Raw genomic sequence first — 19,559 nt, 5'->3', positions numbered from 1 at the left:
ATGAAACTTAAATTAATTGCATCCATTTTATGCTGCCTTATTGCCAAAGGGTTATTGGCGCAGCAGAAAGATTGGGTCCACTATGTGAACACACTGCAGGGCACCAACTCTAAACACGAACTTACCCGAGGGAATACCTATCCAACAACGGCATTCCCATTTGGCATGCATACCTGGACCCCACAAACCGGTAGAAATGGTGATGGCTGGAAATATCAATACTTTAAAGATAAAATCAGAGGCTTTCAGCAAGCGCACCAATGCAGTTCGTGGACGAGGGATTATGCCGTATTTTCTTTAATGCCCATGATTGATGAACTGATTGTAAATGAAGATAAACGCGAAACCAAGTTTAGTCATCTGGATGAGGTTGCTAAACCAAATTATTACAAAGTAACATTTGAAAACGAAATTACCACTGAGATTTCGCCATCAGAACGTGGCGCACACCTCAGGTTCAGCTATCCAAAAGGCAAAAGAAGTTTTTTAATTTTAGATGGATACAACAGGTTAAGTGGTGTTCAGATCTACCCTAAAGAAAATAAAATAACGGGCTGGGTAAACAACGGCGAAGGTTTTAAAAGAGGTTGGAAAAGTTATTTCGTCATCCAGTTCGATCAACCGATTAAATCTTACGGTACTTGGGAGAATAAACGGAATACCGTTGCAAAAGATTCTATTTCTGCCGAAGGATTGGGAAAAGGTGCATTTGTACAGTTCGAATCCGGGACAAAAGTTCAGGTGAAAACAGCTTCATCTTATATCAGTTTACAGCAGGCCGAACTCAATTTAAAAAGAGAACTGGGCAATGATAAAACGCTGGAGGATACGAAAGCAAATGCCGCTGCGGTATGGAATAAATTGCTTGGCAAGATAGAAGTAGAAGGTGGATCGAAAGCAGATATGGAAACTTTTTATTCTTGCTTTTTTAGGGCAAGCCTGTTCTCCAGAAAGTTTTATGAGATAAATGAAGCCGGAAAACCATATTACTTTAGTCCGTATGACGGTAAAGTACATGATGGATATATGTTTACCGATACGGGTTTCTGGGATACCTTCCGTGCACAATTTCCACTAAATACACTGGTGCAGCCAGAAATGCACGGTCGTTATATGCAGGCTATGCTCGATGCCTATGAACAATGCGGTTGGTTGCCCTCGTGGTCTTTTCCCAGCGAAGCTGGAAGTATGATCGGTAACCATGCTATTTCTTTGTTAACCGATGCCTGGGCCAAAGGAATCAGAAAGTTTGATCCAAAAAAGGCACTAGACGCTTATTATCACGAAGCGATGAATAAGGGGCCATGGGGGCCGGCGAATGGTAGAGACGGCGTAACCGAGTATAACCAACTGGGTTATGTTCCTTATCCAAAATATAGAGAAGCTACAGCCAAAACACTAGAATATGCCTACGACGATTATTGTGCTTACGCTTTAGCCAAAATGATTGGCGATAAACATTATATGGAGGTTTTTGAGAAACCGATGTTCAATTATAAAAATGTTTACGATCCATCTACGCGTTTTATGAGGGGAAGGAACGCGGAGGGCAAATGGTCGCCAAATTTTGATCCAACCGAATGGGGAGGCCCATTTACAGAAGGAAATGCCTGGCATTGGCAATGGTCGGTTTTTCATGATACCAAAGGTTTAATTAATTTGATGGGGGGCAACAGCAATTTCACTGCAAAACTAGATTCTGTTTTTAGCGAACCCAATAAAGTAAATGTGGGTTCGTACGGTGGGATGATCCATGAAATGACCGAAATGGTAATGGCCAACATGGGGCAATATGCACATGGTAACCAACCCATACAACACATGGTTTATTTATACAACTACGCCAACCAACCCTGGAAAGCACAATTTCATGCCCGCGAGGTGATGCATAAACTGTACAATGCAACAGAAAATGGTTATCCGGGAGATGAAGATCAAGGACAAACTTCTTCCTGGTATGTATTAAGCGCTTTAGGGTTTTATAGTGTAACCCCTGGTACTGGTGAGTATGTTTTAGGGAGTCCGATGTTTAAAAAAACAACCATTAACCTAGAAAATGGTAAAAAATTCGTCATCGAAGCGCCTGCAAATGATGTTCATCATGTTTATATAAAATCGGCAAGGCTAAATGGTAAAAATTATACCAGAAACTTTATAAATCATAGCGATTTATTAAATGGCGGGGTGTTAAAATTAGAGATGAATGTTAAACCTTCGTTAAATAGGGGATTATTAGAGGAAGATAAGCCATTTTCGATCAGTAAATAAAATTGAATTGCTACTTTTGGCGATTAATTCAGATTAAAGAATAGATAACAGAAATATATAGAATGGAAAAGCCTGTTGCATTAGGTGTAGATATTGGCGGCTCGCATATTACGGCCGCATTGGTAGATTTGGAAACAAGAACTTTGGTGAAGAATTCGATCAAACGTAGCCCTGTGAATTCGCAGGAGAGTAAAGAAGTGATTTTATCGGCATGGTGCGATATCATCAATAAGGCTTTTAAAAATATTAAAAACGGTGCCCGAAATGTTGGAATTGCCATGCCAGGTCCTTTTAATTATAGTGAGGGCATTTCATTAATTAAAGATCAGGATAAGTTTAAATCTCTTTACCAGATCAATGTAAAAGAAGAATTGTCTGAAAGATTGGATATCCCTGCGGAGCATATTCACTTTATAAACGATGCGGCGGGTTTTTTACAAGGTGAGGTTTTTGCCGGCGCTGCCAAAGGAAATGTGAGTGTATTGGGCTTAACGCTTGGTACGGGACTAGGCTCATCGCTTTGTCTCAATGATAAAGCTTTTGATGCTGACCTCTGGAACTCAGAATTTTTAGACGGAATTGCAGAAGATTACCTTTCTACGCGCTGGTTCGTAAAACGTTTTAACCAACTTAGTGGCAAAACGGTAGATGGGGTGAAAGAATTGGTGGAATTAGTAGAAACTAATCATTTTGCGACTATGGTTTTTATGGAATTTGGCTATAACCTGGCGCAATTCCTGATCCCTATTATTAAGAAACACAAAATAGACACAGTAATAGTTGGTGGTAATATTGCGCAATCTTTTAGCGCATTTGCACCTGAATTAATTGCAGCACTTAAAGGCAATGGAATAGATACTGAAATCAAAATTTCAGAACTAAAAGAACATGCCGCGTTAATTGGTGCTGCAAGCTGCTGCGATTTAAGTCTTACTTAAGTTTAGTTTTTATCTTTCTTTCCCGATTATCGTCATTTAGAAAATTACATTCAACAAAAATCACCTAAATGACAGATGGTCTTTTTGCAGATTATTGACTGCGGAAGGTTATACATTGCGGGCGGGCTTTTTCAGCTTTCGAGGCAATCTTACAACGATCACTACTAGTGTGCAAAGATTGCTTCGTGCCTCGCAAAGACGCCCTGCCGGTTACAAATTTTTTTTGTAATATTTTTATTTCTAATGGCCACTGTGGCACTACGCTGTGCGTTTAATGAAAATTTCTATCGCAAAAACATGAATTTAATTTTCGCTTACGTAGTAATATGCTTATTATTGTTTACTTAAACGTTTTAGTTTAGTTTTAAAGCTGTATTTTAGTTTAACACGACAGTACTTGCCATTATAACTGATGCTTTATGGGAAGTGATTTTTGTTAACTCCAATTGTCATTTTATCATACACCAAACAAACCAAATGAAAAAGAAATTTTTACTCGTTGCATTAGTCTCGTTTTTAGGTGCTGCTGCTTTTGCTCAGAACCGGGGGCAGAGAGAATACAAAATTACCATCAATGATGCGGATAGCATAGCCAACGCAACATTGGATGGTAGACTCAGAACAGCGTTTTTTGAAGTTTATCCGTTTTTTGCTCAGGCCGATGGTTATCGTACCAAAAGAAATGTTGTATTGGATTTGGTAACCGACGAAACCCCTACAATTAAGGCCAAAGCCGGAGAAATTAAAGTAAACAGCCAATGGGTTAAAAATAAATCTCAAAAGAAAATACAAAAAGAACTGTTCGCGGCACTTTCAAAAAATTGGGTTTCTTACAGCAAAGAAAAGCACAAAGGTTATGAATTAACCTTCATCAGCAAAGACCCGGATTTAGATCCAACGGTAAGAAAGAAGTTAATCGCTACTTATTTCGAAATCTATCCAACTTTGGTTAAAACATTTAACAATCAATCTACACACGAGGTGCTATTTGTGGTAGATACAGCCTATAAAGCGGTTGCAGAAGCAAGTGGAAATAGAATTTTGTTTAGTGCAGGTTATATGAAAGCACACCCAACTGATATAGATGTGGTAACGCACGAAACCATGCATATTGTGCAGGGATATGGCTATAGTGCTGGCCCGGTTTGGCTAACCGAAGGCATAGCCGATTATATACGCTATAAATATGGTGTTGATAATGTGGGGTCGAAATGGAGTTTGCCAGCGTATAACGAGAAGCAGAGTTATAAAAATAGCTACCGCATTACAGCGCGTTTTTTTGCCTGGTTAGAACAAAATGTAAAACCGGGTTTAATTGCTACTTTAGACCAACAGTTAAGGGCACATCAGTATACCGAACAATCATGGGCAGCTTTAACTGGTAAAACTGTCGATCAGCTTTGGGAAGATTACGGTAAAGAACCCCAAAAAGTAAGTCTTACTTATAGCAGTAAAAAATAGTTATAGAGAAGTTAAGTTTTATAGGCTTGTGGCCAGGCAAACTTAACTTTTCTAATGCATTTTGTATAAAATAATTCATCTATAAAGTAAAATTTTTGATCATTTAGTAAAACGTTTTACATATTATATTTATTTTGCAGAACCAAATACCCTAACCAAAGCCATAAATCACTGATTAATGAAAAAAATATTCACCATTTCGATTTGTGCAGTGCTGATCTCGGCTTTTTCTGCACAGCTAAAAGCACAGGAAATTATTAAAAAGAGTGGTTACACTTTATCTTTCGAAAGCAATTTCGCAGAACTTGATCCGCAATTGAAGAAACGGTTAATCAAAACTTTTTTCGAAGTTTATCCAAAACTGGCCAAAGCGTATAATCCAGTCACCATAAAAGAAGTGAAATTTTTTGTAGATACGGCATACAAAGGTGTGGCAGCAACTGCTGATGGTAAAGTAACTTTCAGTTCGATCTGGATGACAAAACATCCTGAAGACATTGATGTCGTAACCCATGAGGTGATGCATATTGTGCAAGACTATGGCCGAAGCGTTGGCCCGGGTTGGTTAACAGAGGGGATTGCAGATTATGCCCGTTATAAATTTGGTGTAGATAATGCTAGTGCCAAATGGTCGCTTCCTGCTTTAAAACCAGATCACAGTTATAAAAAACAGCTACCGCATTACCGCAGGTTTTTTCGCCTGGATGGAGAAAAGTGTAAAACCAGGTATAATCAAAACCGTTGATGCTTCTTTAAGAGATCACACTTATACCAAAGATATCTGGGTAAAATTAACAGGTAAAGATTTAGATGCACTTTGGGCAGATTACGTTAAAAATTCGGAAGTTTAAAAAATAAGTACAAGCATATAAAAAACACAAACACAAACAAATGAAAAGATTATTTATCGCCTTATTGAGTGTTGCGGTGTCAACCAGCTTCGCACAAACAATAGGCAAAATTACAGATCCGGTAGATTGGATAAACCCTTTAATGGGGACAGCATCCAAACCATCATTATCTAACGGAAACACCTACCCGGCAATTGGTTTGCCTTGGGGAATGAACATGTGGACACCACAAACGGGAAAAAACGGCGATGGATGGGCTTATGTTTACGATGCCGACAAAATCCGTGGTTTTAAACAAACACATCAACCTTCGCCCTGGATGAACGATTACGGCGCTTTTTCCATTATGCCTGTTACGGGTAAATTAAGATTCACAGATGATGACCGCGCAAGTTGGTTCAGCCATAAAGCGGAGGTTTCTAAACCATATTATTACAGTGTTTATTTAGCAGATGCAGATGTAACCACCGAAATCACCCCAACTGAACGTGCTGCCCAATTCAGGTTTACCTTCCCTAAAACGGATAGTGCTTATGTGGTAGTAGATGCACAGAATAAAGGCTCCTACATTAAAATTATACCAGCAGAAAGAAAAATTATAGGTTATACTACTAAATATGCCCGTGGCCCACTGCCTAAAAATTTCAAAAATTACTTTGTAATCTATTTCAACAAAGATTTCAAATTGGCTAAAACCTGGGATGATAAAAAGCTTAACGATAAAGATTTAGAATTAACTGTAGATCATGCTGGTGCCGTTATTGGTTTCGCTACACAAAAAGGCGAGCAGGTAACTGCAAAAGTGGCCTCTTCATTTATCAGTTTTGAGCAGGCCGATTTAAACCTAAAAAGAGAATTGGCTAACGATGGCTTCGATGCAACCAAAGCAAAAGGTAGAGCAACCTGGAACAAAACTTTAAGCAAAATTTCGGTTGAAGGTGGTACTATCGATCAAACCCGTACATTTTATTCTGCAATGTACCGCACTTTATTTTTCCCGAACAAATTATACGAAGTTGATGCACAAAACCAGATTGTGCACTGGAGTCCTTACAACGGACAGGTTTTACCAGGATATATGTTCGCTGGTACAGGTTTCTGGGATACGTTTAGGGCATTATATCCTTTCTTAAACCTGGTTTATCCTTCTATCAACAAAGAAATGCAGCAAGGTTTAATCAACGATTACAAAGAAGGTGGTTGGTTGCCTGAGTGGAGCAGCCCGGGTTATGCCAACATTATGGTGGGTAACAACTCTGCCTCGGTAGTTTCTGATGCCTATATTAAGGGGATGCGTGGTTATGATATCGAAACCTTATGGCAGGCGGTAAAACATGGCGCCAACAACGAAGGCCCGATGGAGGCAGTTGGCCGCGATGGTGTTAAATATTACAACGAATTGGGTTATGTGCCTTTCGATGTGAAAAAGAACGAAAATGCTGCTAAAACATTAGAGTATGCTTATGATGATTTTACCATTTACCAGTTGGGTAGAGCTTTAGGTAAACCAGCATCAGAGATTGATATCTATAAGAAAAGAGCCATGAACTACAAGAATCTTTTCGATCCGGCTTCTGGCTTAATGCGTGGAAAAAATCAGGATGGAACTTTCCAAAGCCCGTTCAGCCCATTTAAATGGGGCGGTGCATTTACCGAAGGCAACAGCTGGCATTATACCTGGTCGGTTTTCCAGGATGTTGATGGTTTAGCCAAATTAATGGTGGCCACAGTAAATTTGTAACCAAATTGGATTCGGTTTTCTCTATGCCTCCGGTATTTGATGAGAGTGCTTACGGTGGTGTAATCCACGAAATCCGCGAAATGCAGATTGCCAACATGGGCCAGTATGCGCATGGTAACCAACCTATACAACACATGATTTACCTGTATAATTACGGCGGTGCCCCTTATAAAACGCAATATTGGGTGAGAGAAACCATGAACAGGATGTATAAAGCTACTCCAGATGGATATTGTGGTGATGAGGATAACGGGCAAACTTCTGCCTGGTACGTTTTCTCGGCAATGGGCTTCTACCCGGTAACACCAGCAGTTGATCAGTATGTTTTAGGTGCTCCTTTGTTTAAAAAGGTAACCATTACTTTAGAAAATGGTAAAACTGTGGTGATTAATGCGGCGGCCAATAGCGACAATAACCGTTATGTTCAATCATTACAGATGAACGGTAAACCATATTCCAAAAACTGGATCAGCCACAGTGGTATACAAAAAGGCGCGGTGTTAAATTTTAATATGACAGCAACGCCAAATAAAACCAGGGGTTCGAATCCTGCTGATTTCCCTTATTCATTATCAACAGAAAAATAGAGAAGATAATTATCCATCGGATAAAGCAACTATCCGATGGATTTTAAACAAAATTTAGCTTTGAGCTAAAACTAATAAATCAAATATATGAACATCTCAAAGACGGGTTTTACAGCCATTTTATGGCTTTGCGGAACCCTGTTGGCATTTGGCCAGCGTATCGATCTCAAAGATCTTTCAGCCTTTAAAAACCCTTCAAATTCATGGTCGCTGGCACAAAATGTAGCGGCCGACCTAAACGCCGAAAATGTTTTAAAAACAGTTAAAGGCGAAGGGATATTGGTTAACCAATCTACAGCAAAAAAAGCCGGTTCCGATTTATACACTATAAATGAATACGGTGATGTAGCGATAGAATTAGATTATTTAACTGCAAAAGGAACAAATTCTGGTATTTATCTTCAGGGTAATTATGAAATCCAGATTGACGATGCGTGGGGACTTAAAAACGCTAGTTCGTCAAACAACGGTGGTATTTACCAGCGCTGGGACGATAGCAAACCTGAAGCAGAAAAAGGGTTTGGAGGTGTTGCACCCCGTCAGAACGCAAGCAAGGCGCCAGGTTTATGGCAGCATATTAAAATTATATTCCAGGCACCAAAATTTGATGCATCAGGAAAGAAAACCCAAAATGCTAAAATCATCAGTGCAGAACTAAACGGCGTTCTGATCCATGAAAATGTCGAATTATTCGGTGCAACCAGAGGGGCTGCAAGCGCTGAAAAAGCAAAAGGACCTTTACGCTTACAGGGCGATCATGGTTCGGTAGCGTTCAGAAATATCCAGATTAACGAATTATCGGAAATTCCAAAACCAAACCAAAACGGCGGGGCAGATCCAATATACATTGAAGCAGCAAGCAACAACATGATCAGAAGTTTTGTTGATGTTGCGCCAAGAGTACGTTCGGTACACGCCATTTCTGTAGGTGGACCAGAAAAAACTGCTTATAGTTATGACTTAGATAATGGTACATTATTACAGGGATGGCATGGTGATTTCATCGATGCTACACCAATGTGGGATGGCCGCGGAAATGGTACCTCGCGTGCTTTGGGCAGTGTTACCCGTTTCACCAAAAAACCTATTTTGGCTATATCAAAGTTAGCAAATGATCAGGCTAAGTGGATTGCAGACACGGCTGGTACTGGTTTCAGAACCAAAGGTTACGTAATGGATAAACAAGACCGCCCAGAGTTTAAGTATATCATTAATGGAACAAATGTTACCGATGCCGTTAAGGTGATGGAAAATGGACAAGGTTTAACGAGAGAAATTACTGTTGATAAACCATCAAAAGATTTGTATTTCCTTTTGGCTACTGCTTCAAATATTGAAGAAGCTGGCAAAGGTTTGTACTTAATTGATGATAAAGCGTATTACATACAGCTTGGTGAAAGTACTGCAAAACCAATTATTAGAAATGTTGATGGTAAATGGGAAATGATCGCAGCCATTGGAAGTAAGTTGAATTATACCATTTTGTTTTAATTGTGAAAGTAATGAGAAATACATTTAAAAAATTAGCAATACTGGCATTAAGTTTTAGCTTTACTACAGTTTTTGCACAAGAAACACCGAAAGAAGAAGATTTTTTCAAGATAAATAAAGTACGCGTACCCGAAGGTCCCATATTAGAAGTGGGTGGCCTGGTTACCCTACCAAATGGCGATTTAGGAATTTCTACCCGTAGAGGAGAAGTGTACATTGTAGAAAACCCTACAAGCGCCAAGCCTTACTGGCGTAGGTTTGCCTATGGTTTGCACGAAATTTTGGGCATTGCTTATAAAAATGGTGCAATTTATGTAGCGCAGCGTGGCGAGTTGACCAAATTGATCGATAAAGATCAGGATGGCAAAGCCGATGTGTACGAAACCATTTATGCATGGCCTTTAAGCGGTCACTACCACGAATATAGTTTTGGTCCGAAGTTAATGCCTGATGGTACTTTTATGGTTACCGCAAATGTGGCTTTTGGTGACGAAGAATGGTGGCGCGCAGAAAGTCGTGTACCGATGCGTGGTTGGGCCATGAACATTACCGAAGATGGTAAAATGAGCCCTTATGCTGCGGGCTTCCGTTCGCCAGCAGGTATTGGTAGTATCGATGGTCAGTTTTATTATACCGAAAACCAAGGCGACTGGGTAGGCTCAGGTGGTTTATGGAAAGTAAATAAAGGTGATTTTATGGGGCATCCAGCCAGTTTACGTTGGACTAACCTGCCAAACTCTCCAGTTAAGCTGCAATCAGATTTCTTTTACTCGCAAATAGACGAGCGCAGAACCAAAAACGAACAAGGAAGGTACATTAAACCAGAAAATAGGGTAAACGAAACGTTTAAAACCTTATTTGAAATGAAGAAAGTATTCCCTGAACTACGTTTGCCATCAGTTTGGTTGCCTTATGGTATCTTAGGTATTTCTTCTGCAGAACCTGTTAAAATTCCTGCCAATACATTTGGGCCATTTGCTGGTCAGATTCTGGTTGGCGATCAGGGAATGAGTATCATTTCCAGGATTTTTATGGAGACAGTGAAAGGTGAGGAACAAGGCGCTGCCTTCCTTTTCCGTAAAGGTTTCCGTTCGGGGGTATTAAGGTTAGAGTGGGGTACTGATGGTTCGCTATTTGTTGGTGAAACCAACCGCGGTTGGGGATCGGCAGGTGATGCCAATGAAGGTTTGGAAAGATTGGTATACAACAATAAAACCCCTTTCGAAATGAAAGCCGTTAGGGCAATGCCTGATGGTTTTGAAGTAGAATTTACCATGCCTGTTGATCGTAAATCGGCTGAAGATTTAGCTTCATATGATGCAGAAAGTTTTATTTACAAATATCACCCGGTGTATGGTTCACCTCCTGTAAACACCGAGAAATTAAAAATCTCTGGGGTTAAAGTTTCGGCAGATGGATTAAAAGCCAGGATTATTGTACAAAACCTTCGTCAATATTATATCCATACCTTAACATTAGATGGTTTAAGATCTCAAGATGGCTTTTATTCTTTAGTTCATCCGGTAGCTTATTATACCTTGAACCAAATTCCTGATGGAAATAAACTTTCTGCCAGTGAAGTGAGTACCAAAAACTCAGCGGCACCAGTAAATGCTCCTGCTAAGAAAACAGTTGCTCCAAAGGCAACAACCGGAAAAGCGCCTGAAGCAAAAGGAACGGCTACTCCAGCTAAGCCTGCTGCTACGGCTAAAGCACCTTCCTTTAAAGAAGTTGAGGGATTGTTAACTAAAAACACTTGCCTGGCGTGTCATAATCAAACCAAAAGACAAATTGGTCCGCCATTCGCAGAAATTGCGAAACGTAAGTATTCGCCTGAGAAAATATTTCAATTGATCCACAACCCACAACCACAAAACTGGCCGGGTTATTCAACAGAAATGCCTCCAATGCCGCAGGTAACCAAAGCAGAGGCTTTAAAAATTGCAGGCTGGATAAATTCCTTAAATAAATAAGTTAGTTTAATTGTTAGGAAACGGTTGGTAGAAATGCCAGCCGTTTTTTGTTATAAAAGAAATGGGGATTCCACTATTGCAGAATCCCCATCATCTAAATTAACGCTCTCAGATATATAAACGCTGTAAATATGATTTATTGTATTGTACGTAAAATTTTTTCGCCTTGATTAGTGTGGGGTAGTTGAGTCGTTGTGGGGCATCGTCATTTCGATCCGATCTATCGGATGAAGCACAGCGAAATGGAGAAATCTACAAGTTAGCCCGTCACCCTGAATTTATTTCAGGGTCTATTAAATGAAATGGTCCTTCGACTACGCTCAGGATGGCATAATTCATGGGAAAAAGAAATGGGGATTCCACTATCGCAGAATCCCCATCATCTAAATTAACGCTCTCATATACATAAACGCTATAAAAACGATTTATTGCATCAGCAGTAATTTTTTTTCGTTTCGGGATGTTTTCATAAGCCTGTTCTTAATTATGCCACTACAGATATGGCCCAACAGGATGTAGCAAGATCTGTCGTTACCCAATAAAATACGAGTTATTAACCTACTGCCAATAATACTTATCCTAGGTACCTGCTGGCGGGGAGCATCGGCCCTGACTCACCGAAGAAAGTCCAAAAGCAGTGCCTGGCTTTACCTTTTAGGTAACCAAAAGGTAAAGAAAAGGTAACCCAGGGGTTAACCTGGGGTTAACTTGGTAGCAAGAAAGGGTAAAGAACAGGTACAGGATAGGTAAACAAAAACCTTTGTTTTTTTAAGAAATTTTCTCCTTGTCGCATCACAACGGAATCGCCATTAACGACGTTTGTGATCATTCTATTCGAATATCATTCAAAAGAAATGGGGATTCCACTATCGCAGAATCCCCATCATCTAAATTAACGCTCTCATATACATAAACGCTATAAAAACGATTTATTGCATCAGCTATGAAATTTTTTTCATTTTTGGGATGTTTATCATTTAAACCTATTTTTACTTTATGGCTACTACAGATAAAACACAACAAGATGCAGAGAAATTGGCAGCTGCCTTGGCTGCAGTAAAATTTGTTAAAGATGGCGATGTGGTAGGCTTGGGTACGGGATCTACCACAACCTTTGCCATTAAAGAATTAGGTAAACGTGTAAAAGAAGGGCTTAAGATAAAGGCTGCTGCAAGTTCCATCCGAACAGAAGAACTCGCAAAATCTCTGGGCATCGAAATGCTTGATCTTGGACGGTTAAGCAAAATAGATATCAGTATCGATGGAGCCGACGAATTTACTGAATCACTCGATCTGATTAAAGGCGGGGGCGGGGCACTGTTTAGAGAGAAGATAATTGCTTCACTTAGTCAAAATGCCATCATCATTACCGATGCTTCTAAAAAAGTTAAAAAGCTGGGTGCTTTTACTGTTCCTGTCGAAGTAATACCATTGGCCTATCAATATGTATTCGATCAGATTAATAAACTCGGTGGAAAAGGCATATTGAGGTCTATAGGTGACAAAACATTTATTACCGACAATGGTAACCTGATTATCGACGCCGATTTTGGCCTCATTGATGATCCTGCAAAACTATCTTCTGATCTCAATCAGATTAACGGATTATTGGCCCATGGTTTATTCATTAACATCACTTCGAAAGTAATCATGAGCGAAGGGGCAGATATTATCATTTTCGAATGATAGTTGGTTTACTGGTTCATTAACCATTGGTTTATTGTTTACATCGATTCATCGACTTAGGACTACTGACTTCGGACTAATAACAGTTTCACCGATAAATCCTCCCTTTCTTAGATCCTCTTAATTTTTTTACCGACAGTTTTATTTCACTCACCGATAAAACATTACAATTAGGGGAAAAACCATTCGCCAGCATTGATATTCGTGATACATTTGAATCATAAAAACAAACGGTCATGGAAAATTTAATCAAAAAAAATCACGCAGATAAACAATTTGGTTTAGGTGTTTTAATTATAGTAATCGGTTCGGTGTTCTTGTTAAGAAACTCAGGGATAGATGTTCCACATTGGATATTGAAATGGCACACCATTATGTTAGGTATCGGTTTGTGGATGGGTTACCGTAAAAACTTTCAGGGAAGTGGCTGGTTGGCATTAACCATTATTGGAGGCTTATTCACTTTTAAAGCGATAAATATATTTGATTTCGATCTGTTTAGGATTAGTATTCCAATGGTATTGATCGGCTTAGGCTTATATGTAATCTTAAAACCTAAAAAAGTACAAAATTTCGATCAGTATTTTGAAAAGAAACCAGTTGATTTTACTGATAAAGAAAGCTAAAATTCTTAACTCTATCATATATCTAAAAAGGGACGTTTTTTAACAATGTCCCTTTTTTATTTGAAATAAATGTGCCTAGAAATGCATGATAGATTATTTAGCTACTTTGCCGTCTTTTCGATTAAAGTGGAGCGGAACGGAGAGATCTGTTCAAAAGATCCTTCGACTACTACCATTGATAGACTTTCAATAAAAAGCATCGTCATTCCCGAGTAGGCGGGAATCTTAAAGCGCACGCTAGTAGCGATCGTTGTAAGATTGCTTCGTCGGCTGAAAAAGCCTTCTCGCAATGACGATTCCTCGCATCCTATTACTGGAAAAAAATCTCTCCTGTCATCTGTATTGACTTTTATACAATAAATTATCCCTCAGGATAACAGACAAAAAAGAAACGGGGATTCCACCCTTAGGCAGTATCCCCGTCATCTAAATTAACGCTCTCACATACATAAACGCTGTAAATAGAATATATTGTGTACAGCTTAAATTTTTTTTATTTTTTTCTGGAAATCTATTTAAACCTGCAAAACAGGTACGGCTTTATGGTATTTGTTCCGGTATTCAATGGGTGTTAAACCCGTTATTTTTTTGAAAACATCCCTGAACGATTTTGTATCTGTATAACCTACATCAAACATTACCTCAGTTATGTTTTTTCGGCTCGACTCGAAACTTCGCTTGGCAGCCTCAATTTTAACCCTTTGAATGTACTCGATTACTGTATTTTTGGTCGCACTTTTAAATCTCCGTTCAAAACTTCTTCTTCCCAATGCCAACATATCAGCCAGTTGATCTACCGTAATCCGGTCTTGGTAATTGCCATCAATAAATTCCTGTGCTTTTTTAATTTTTGCATCTTCGTGCCCCTTTTGCCCTTGAAACATCATAAAAGCCAGCTGACTCTCGCGATCGATATCAATAGCGAAGTATTTAGCGGCTAAAATGGCGGTATCCCTATCCGTATGCTTTTCAACCAGGTATAAAAGTAAGTTCCAGTAAGAGTTTGCACCACCGCTAGAGTATAAACCCTGAGCATCGGTAATAATACTACCATCTACCAGCTCTACTTCAGGAAACATTTCTCTGAATTGGTTGGCAAACAACCAATGCGTAGAACATTTCCTCCCATTTAACAAACCAGTTGCAGCCAGTAAAAAAGCACCCATACAGAGCGAGGCTACTTCTGCACCTTTAGCATGCTGTTTTATAATCCATGGTAGTAGATCCTGGTTGGCTTCCATCGCATAACCTATGTTGCCGCTAATGGCTGGTACAAATATAAGGTCGGTATGTTCAACCTCATGTAACAATTTATCAGCGTGCACAGAAAAAAGGCTGTTGTTCAACCTCACCTCTTTCGTCATTCCTATAAGCTCAACTTTAAAAAGCGGGAGTTTGCCCGATGCCTGTAAAAATTCGTTAACAGCGGTAAATAGATAGCGGGGATCTGCAATGGCTTCAATCACGGCAGTCTCTGGAATTAAGATAGATACATGTTTCATAATTCAAATATAACGAGGCTATTTGTCGTAAACAACCCCCGCAATTGTCGTTTCTGCATATTTAGCATGTTGATTTCTGCCCGTATGTTTGTGTTGTTAATCGTTTACAGTTAATCTTTAAAGCGGTAATGCCGATAATGACAATGGAAGAGTATATTTTAAATGAGGATATTAAGGTAATGTGCATTACTGCAGAATCTTTCCCAAAAGGAGTATTAGCGGCGCACCAAAAACTTCATGCACTGTTTCCCCCTGATCAGCAACGCAGGTATTTTGGAATAAGCAGACCTAATGAAAAGCGAGAGATTATTTATAAGGCTGCCGTTGAAGAAATAACAGGTGGCGAAGCTGAGAAATTTAGTGTCGAAACTTTTACCATAAAGAAAGGAACATTTATTAGTGAACTGGTTCCCGATTTTATGAAAGATGTTAGCCAAATTGGGAAGACCTTCGAAAAATTGCTCGATCAATCCAACATTGATCCAAAAGGCTATTGCCTTGAAATGTATATGAACGAAACAGATGTGCGCTTAATGGTAGGCATCAAAAAATAAATTCAATTGGCAAGTATAAATTCATATCTCACTTTTAACGGAAACTGCCGTGAAGCAATGACATTTTATCAGGAATGTTTGGGGGAGAATTGACCCTCGAAACCATCGGCGAATCGGTTATTGTTGATAAAATGCCCAATATTATGAAACGGAGCATTATGCATGCTGTTTTGGCTAAAGATGATTTGGTGATTATGGCAACAGATATGGTAGAAGAACGTGGATTAATTAAAGGCAATTCAATTTCTATGATGTTGAATTGCAGCTCGGAAGAAGAGGCCCAGTCTTTTTACCATAAACTTTCAGCAGGAGGGAAGGTATCGCACCCGCTACAGAAAACATTTTGGGGAGCACTTTTTGGCGATTTAACAGATCGCTTTGGGAATAATTGGTTAATTAATTACGATAAAAACAGATAATATGAAGAGGTTAAAAACATGGTATTGGATTGCCACCATTATTTTCGCGTTAATGATGATTATGGATGGCATTGGAGGAATTACTCAGCAGGAAGCAGGAAAAGAAGTACTTAAGCACCTTGGCTACCCGATGTATCTGCTTACCATTGTTGGTATAGCAAAATTGCTTGGGGCGGCATCTGTCTTACAAAATAAATTTATTACTCTTAAAGAATGGGCTTATGCAGGTTTTGCCATTAATTTTATTGGTGCCTTTGCCTCCAGGGCATTTGTTGGCGATGGTATGTCGCTTTTAATTCCACCGCTTATTGCCCTGGTAATTATGTTTATCCCGTATACTTTATGGAAGAAACTGGCATCAAATGTTAAAATTAGTTAAAACTAAACGGCTAGTTTAGTTAAAGGCTTTTCAGAACCAAATATTGTTAACTTTGGGTATTGTAAACAACCAAACACAGTACATGAAAGCATCATGATTTTTAGATCCATAAATGGATAAATCATGACCGCTCATTACCATTAAAACAAAAACATACGGATGAAAAAGAGCCTTTTATTCATAATTGCTTTATTATTTACAACCACTGCATTTTCTCAAAATGTAATCCAGCTCTTCAACGGTGCAAACGACTTTTTTAAACTGTTGCAGGAAGAGAAATTTAAAGATGCCCATGCCTTCTTTGACGATACTTTAAAAACGAAATTAACAGAAGAAAGTTTAAAGAAACTTTGGGGCGATATTGGAACAAAGTACGGAAAGGCAGAATCGTTAGATGCCATCCAAAGTAAAGCCCAGGGTGAGTTTTTCGCGGTAACGGTAGAAGGTAAATTTGCCAACGGTGATCAGAACTTTATTTTAGGTTTTAATAAACAGCAGAAAATAGTTGGAATCTTCCTTGCACCTTCCCGAAAGGCGGCCAGTTATTTAAAACCCACTTATGTTGATACCAGTTTATACCAGGAAAAGTCAGTATATATTGGCCCCGCAGGAAAACAATTGGCAGCTATTATCACCACCCCAAAAATGTCAAAAATTTCCCTGTAGTGGTATTTGTTCACGGCTCTGGCCCTGCCGATATGGATGAAACAGTTGGTGCGAATAAACCTTTTAAAGATTTGGCCGGTGGTTTAGCCTCTAAAGGAATTGCTTCTGTTCGTTATGTAAAACGAACCTTAATCTATCCAAACGAATTTAATAAAGCGTTTACCGTAAAAGAAGAGGTACTGGATGATGCAACTGCAGCTATTGCACTTGCAAAAACGGTTGCTGGCGCTAATCCTAAAGCCGTTTATGTATTCGGTCATAGTTTAGGCGGGATGTTAGCGCCTAAAATAGCAACGCTTACACCTGATTTAGAAGGGATTATTTTGGCAGCAGCACCTGCACGAAAACTAACAGATATTATTGTTGATCAGAATAAGTATATGTTCGATCAGGCTAACGATACAACAGCTGCCTTTAAAAAACAATTGGCAGATGCTAATTTGGAAATTGATAAAAGTAGAATTTCGCAGTTGGGAACTACCATAAAGCCTGATTCTTTAATTTTAGGACTGCCTGCAAAATATTGGGCAGATTTAAATACCTACAATCAGGTTGCTGTAGCAAAAAGCCTTTCGAAACCTAAAATATATGTATTGCAGGGCGGTAATGATTTTCAGGTGGGTAAAGTAGATTTTGATTTATGGAATACTGCCTTGAGTAAAAAGAAAAATGTGGTTCTTAAATTTTACCCAGATTTAAACCACCTGTTAAGTTCTCAAACAGAAAAGGGTACGATGGCCCAATATCAGGCTGCCGTAAGTGTATCCGACATTTTAGTGAACGATATTGCATCGTGGATTAAGGCCAAATAACATAAATCTCGCCTATCGACAAAGAATACAGCTCCGACTAAAATTCGGAGCTTTTTTTGTTTGAAATTTAAGAAGAGCTAATTTTATTCGCCCCAAGCTGTAATAATTAATCTTCTTTGCCCGCCATGGTTGCGATGTTCGCAAAGATAAATGCCCTGCCAGGTACCAAGCGCCAATCGGCCATTTCTGATTGGAATGGTTACAGAACTGCCCAAAAGTGCCGATTTTAAGTGCGCAGGCATATCATCCGATCCTTCATAGTCATGCTCATAATCGGGATCGTTTTCTTTTACGGTTTTATTAAAGAACATTTCAAAATCAGCCCGAACCGTAGGATCTGCATTTTCGTTGATGGTAAGAGAAGCGGAAGTATGCTGTATAAAAACCTGGCAAATGCCAATGTTAATCTCATCAAGCTGCGGTAAGGCATCTTCAATTTCGTCGGTAATGATATGAAAACCTCTTCTTCGTTCTCTAAGAGCTAAAGCTTGCTGGTATATTTTCATTTGAATTAATTCTCAATGATTTTAATGAAATCCTTTTCACTAGGTAAAACCGTTAAATACTTACTTGCGAAAATTTGTTCGTTGTTTTCTGGAAGTGTATATCTTACTACGGATTCACTTTTATCTTGACAAAGGATAATACCGATGGTTTTGTTTTCATCCTCAAGTTTTACTTCTCTATCGAAATAGTTCACATACATCTGCATCTGGCCTATATCTTGATGTTTTAATTCTCCGATTTTTAAATCGATAAGTACGAAACACTTTAAGATACGGTTATAGAAAACTAAATCTATTTTGAAATGTTTTTCTTCGAAAGTTATTCTTTTTTGACGTGCTACAAAGGTAAAGCCATGGCCTAATTCTAATAAAAAATGTTCAAGTTTATCTATTAACCTTTGCTCTAAGTCATTTTCTGAATAAAAACTTTTTTCGGGCAAGCCTAAAAACTCTAATACATAAGGGTCTTTTATTAAGTCCTTACTTTTTTCGATAACCTGTCCCTTTTGCCCAAGTGATATTACCTCTTCTTTATTTTTACTTAGCGCTAAACGTGCATATAGTGCTGAATCATATTGACGTTGTAGCTCCCGTAGACTCCAATTGTTTTTGATTGCCTCTACTTCGTAGAAATTACGTTCGTTTACATCGGTTATTCTCATTAACTTAAGGTAATGAGACCATGTAAGTTTGAATTGCGCAGACAGTGTCTGCTGATTTATAGATTTACGAGATACTGTATCGGCAATTTCTTCATTTTTGAATTCGTCGGGGGCTGTCTGATCTTTTCCCAATTCAGCAGACACTGTCTGCTGAATTGAATAGAGTAAATAAAAATTGCGTATTTGCCTCAAATTTGTTTCAGAAAAGCCTTTGCCAAACTTTACAACCAGTTTTCCCGAGAGTTCTTTTAAAACTCGTTTACCATATTCTGCTTTTTCTTTTCCTTGCTGCTCTTCTTCAACAATCATTCTGCCAATTTCGAAGTAAGTGGTAGCCATTGTATTATTAATGGTTTGTGCTACATTTTGCCTCGCTTGGTTAAGCAGTTCAATAATCTTAGTATATAAATTTTGCCTTTCAACTTGCATGCTTATCA

At 38.9% G+C, this 19,559-nt stretch carries 17 protein-coding genes and 1 pseudogene; 15 read left to right on the top strand and 3 right to left on the bottom strand.

Features of this window, described 5'->3' with window-relative positions; all coding sequences use genetic code 11:
* The 10 genes and pseudogenes from H9N25_RS15795 to H9N25_RS15755 all read left to right on the top strand — a co-directional run bounded on the left by H9N25_RS15795 (position 1) and on the right by H9N25_RS15755 (position 13,622).
* Complete coding sequence (locus H9N25_RS15795) at positions 1 to 2,268, top strand: GH92 family glycosyl hydrolase (protein WP_190326509.1); 2,268 nt, start codon at positions 1 to 3, stop codon at positions 2,266 to 2,268.
* 62 nt (positions 2,269 to 2,330) lie between these two features.
* A complete protein-coding gene (locus H9N25_RS15790) occupies positions 2,331 to 3,206 on the top strand; it encodes an ROK family protein (protein WP_190326508.1) in 876 nt (291 codons plus the stop codon).
* Positions 3,207 to 3,683: 477 nt separating this feature from the next.
* Positions 3,684 to 4,667, top strand: coding sequence for a basic secretory protein-like protein (locus H9N25_RS15785; protein ID WP_190326507.1), 984 nt, complete (start codon positions 3,684 to 3,686; stop codon positions 4,665 to 4,667).
* A gap of 178 nt (positions 4,668 to 4,845) precedes the next feature.
* Entirely contained in the window at positions 4,846 to 5,412 is a 567-nt protein-coding gene (locus H9N25_RS15780) for a basic secretory family protein (RefSeq protein ID WP_255524473.1), read from the top strand.
* Positions 5,372 to 5,518: a basic secretory family protein gene (locus H9N25_RS25130; protein WP_255524472.1), complete on the top strand. Its 147-nt coding sequence runs from the start codon at positions 5,372 to 5,374 to the stop codon at positions 5,516 to 5,518. The genes H9N25_RS15780 and H9N25_RS25130 overlap by 41 nt, the downstream gene beginning before the upstream one ends.
* Positions 5,519 to 5,558: 40 nt before the next feature.
* Positions 5,559 to 7,846, top strand: a pseudogene (locus H9N25_RS15775) (GH92 family glycosyl hydrolase).
* An 87-nt stretch (positions 7,847 to 7,933) separates the two neighbouring features.
* Positions 7,934 to 9,337 carry a 3-keto-disaccharide hydrolase gene (locus H9N25_RS15770; protein ID WP_190326506.1) on the top strand — a complete coding sequence of 468 codons (1,404 nt, stop codon included), beginning with the start codon at positions 7,934 to 7,936 and terminating at the stop codon, positions 9,335 to 9,337.
* An 11-nt stretch (positions 9,338 to 9,348) separates the two neighbouring features.
* The gene (locus H9N25_RS15765) at positions 9,349 to 11,310 is read left to right on the top strand and encodes a hypothetical protein (RefSeq protein ID WP_190326505.1); all 1,962 of its coding nucleotides are present in this window, start codon (positions 9,349 to 9,351) and stop codon (positions 11,308 to 11,310) included.
* Between the two features lie 996 nt (positions 11,311 to 12,306).
* A complete protein-coding gene (gene rpiA, locus H9N25_RS15760; RefSeq protein ID WP_190326504.1) occupies positions 12,307 to 12,996 on the top strand; it encodes a ribose-5-phosphate isomerase RpiA in 690 nt (229 codons plus the stop codon).
* Positions 12,997 to 13,232: 236 nt separating this feature from the next.
* Positions 13,233 to 13,622, top strand: a complete 390-nt coding sequence (locus H9N25_RS15755) for a LiaF transmembrane domain-containing protein (RefSeq protein ID WP_169502830.1) — start codon at positions 13,233 to 13,235, stop codon at positions 13,620 to 13,622.
* A gap of 515 nt (positions 13,623 to 14,137) precedes the next feature.
* Here the strand turns inward: H9N25_RS15755 and H9N25_RS15750 are convergent.
* Complete coding sequence (locus H9N25_RS15750; protein ID WP_167296901.1) at positions 14,138 to 15,124, bottom strand: GlxA family transcriptional regulator; 987 nt, start codon at positions 15,122 to 15,124, stop codon at positions 14,138 to 14,140.
* Between the two features lie 143 nt (positions 15,125 to 15,267).
* Here H9N25_RS15750 and H9N25_RS15745 point away from each other — a divergent pair, with 143 nt between their 5' ends.
* From H9N25_RS15745 to H9N25_RS15730, 5 genes are all read left to right on the top strand, one after another.
* The gene (locus tag H9N25_RS15745; protein ID WP_190326503.1) at positions 15,268 to 15,678 is read left to right on the top strand and encodes a transcriptional regulator; all 411 of its coding nucleotides are present in this window, start codon (positions 15,268 to 15,270) and stop codon (positions 15,676 to 15,678) included.
* A gap of 74 nt (positions 15,679 to 15,752) precedes the next feature.
* Positions 15,753 to 16,097, top strand: coding sequence for a VOC family protein (locus tag H9N25_RS15740; protein WP_223833402.1), 345 nt, complete (start codon positions 15,753 to 15,755; stop codon positions 16,095 to 16,097).
* A gap of 1 nt (position 16,098) precedes the next feature.
* Positions 16,099 to 16,476: a DoxX family protein gene (locus tag H9N25_RS15735; protein WP_190326502.1), complete on the top strand. Its 378-nt coding sequence runs from the start codon at positions 16,099 to 16,101 to the stop codon at positions 16,474 to 16,476.
* 159 nt (positions 16,477 to 16,635) lie between these two features.
* Entirely contained in the window at positions 16,636 to 17,142 is a 507-nt protein-coding gene (locus H9N25_RS24665; protein WP_223833401.1) for a DUF3887 domain-containing protein, read from the top strand.
* Complete coding sequence (locus tag H9N25_RS15730) at positions 17,142 to 17,954, top strand: alpha/beta hydrolase family protein (RefSeq protein ID WP_255524471.1); 813 nt, start codon at positions 17,142 to 17,144, stop codon at positions 17,952 to 17,954. The genes H9N25_RS24665 and H9N25_RS15730 overlap by 1 nt, the downstream gene beginning before the upstream one ends.
* Positions 17,955 to 18,037: 83 nt before the next feature.
* On the opposite strand, the gene H9N25_RS15725 is transcribed toward H9N25_RS15730, so the two are convergent.
* Positions 18,038 to 18,460, bottom strand: a complete 423-nt coding sequence (locus tag H9N25_RS15725) for a secondary thiamine-phosphate synthase enzyme YjbQ (protein WP_167296896.1) — start codon at positions 18,458 to 18,460, stop codon at positions 18,038 to 18,040.
* A gap of 5 nt (positions 18,461 to 18,465) precedes the next feature.
* Positions 18,466 to 19,551, bottom strand: a complete 1,086-nt coding sequence (locus H9N25_RS15720) for a PDDEXK nuclease domain-containing protein (protein WP_190326501.1) — start codon at positions 19,549 to 19,551, stop codon at positions 18,466 to 18,468.
* Positions 19,552 to 19,559 lie beyond the last annotated feature (8 nt).

Origin of the sequence: Pedobacter riviphilus (assembly GCF_014692875.1) — a bacterium.
Lineage (GTDB): Bacteria > Bacteroidota > Bacteroidia > Sphingobacteriales > Sphingobacteriaceae > Pedobacter > Pedobacter riviphilus.
Note: the sequence above shows the minus strand (reverse complement) of the source record. Positions and strands in the feature narration are given on the sequence as shown.

What these genes read in the sequence shown, in the direction of transcription:
- H9N25_RS24665 (WP_223833401.1), top strand. Translation starts at nt 16,636, where the DNA reads ATGAAAAAGAGCCTTTTATTCATAATTGCTTTATTATTTACAACCACT.
- H9N25_RS15745 (WP_190326503.1), top strand. Translation starts at nt 15,268, where the DNA reads ATGGAAGAGTATATTTTAAATGAGGATATTAAGGTAATGTGCATTACT.
- H9N25_RS15755 (WP_169502830.1), top strand. Translation starts at nt 13,233, where the DNA reads ATGGAAAATTTAATCAAAAAAAATCACGCAGATAAACAATTTGGTTTA.
- H9N25_RS15725 (WP_167296896.1), bottom strand. Translation starts at nt 18,460, where the DNA reads ATGAAAATATACCAGCAAGCTTTAGCTCTTAGAGAACGAAGAAGAGGT.
- H9N25_RS15720 (WP_190326501.1), bottom strand. Translation starts at nt 19,551, where the DNA reads ATGCAAGTTGAAAGGCAAAATTTATATACTAAGATTATTGAACTGCTT.
- H9N25_RS15790 (WP_190326508.1), top strand. Translation starts at nt 2,331, where the DNA reads ATGGAAAAGCCTGTTGCATTAGGTGTAGATATTGGCGGCTCGCATATT.
- H9N25_RS15795 (WP_190326509.1), top strand. Translation starts at nt 1, where the DNA reads ATGAAACTTAAATTAATTGCATCCATTTTATGCTGCCTTATTGCCAAA.
- H9N25_RS15740 (WP_223833402.1), top strand. Translation starts at nt 15,753, where the DNA reads ATGTTTGGGGGAGAATTGACCCTCGAAACCATCGGCGAATCGGTTATT.
- rpiA (WP_190326504.1), top strand. Translation starts at nt 12,307, where the DNA reads ATGGCTACTACAGATAAAACACAACAAGATGCAGAGAAATTGGCAGCT.
- H9N25_RS15750 (WP_167296901.1), bottom strand. Translation starts at nt 15,124, where the DNA reads ATGAAACATGTATCTATCTTAATTCCAGAGACTGCCGTGATTGAAGCC.
- H9N25_RS25130 (WP_255524472.1), top strand. Translation starts at nt 5,372, where the DNA reads ATGGAGAAAAGTGTAAAACCAGGTATAATCAAAACCGTTGATGCTTCT.
- H9N25_RS15765 (WP_190326505.1), top strand. Translation starts at nt 9,349, where the DNA reads ATGAGAAATACATTTAAAAAATTAGCAATACTGGCATTAAGTTTTAGC.
- H9N25_RS15780 (WP_255524473.1), top strand. Translation starts at nt 4,846, where the DNA reads ATGAAAAAAATATTCACCATTTCGATTTGTGCAGTGCTGATCTCGGCT.
- H9N25_RS15770 (WP_190326506.1), top strand. Translation starts at nt 7,934, where the DNA reads ATGAACATCTCAAAGACGGGTTTTACAGCCATTTTATGGCTTTGCGGA.
- H9N25_RS15785 (WP_190326507.1), top strand. Translation starts at nt 3,684, where the DNA reads ATGAAAAAGAAATTTTTACTCGTTGCATTAGTCTCGTTTTTAGGTGCT.
- H9N25_RS15735 (WP_190326502.1), top strand. Translation starts at nt 16,099, where the DNA reads ATGAAGAGGTTAAAAACATGGTATTGGATTGCCACCATTATTTTCGCG.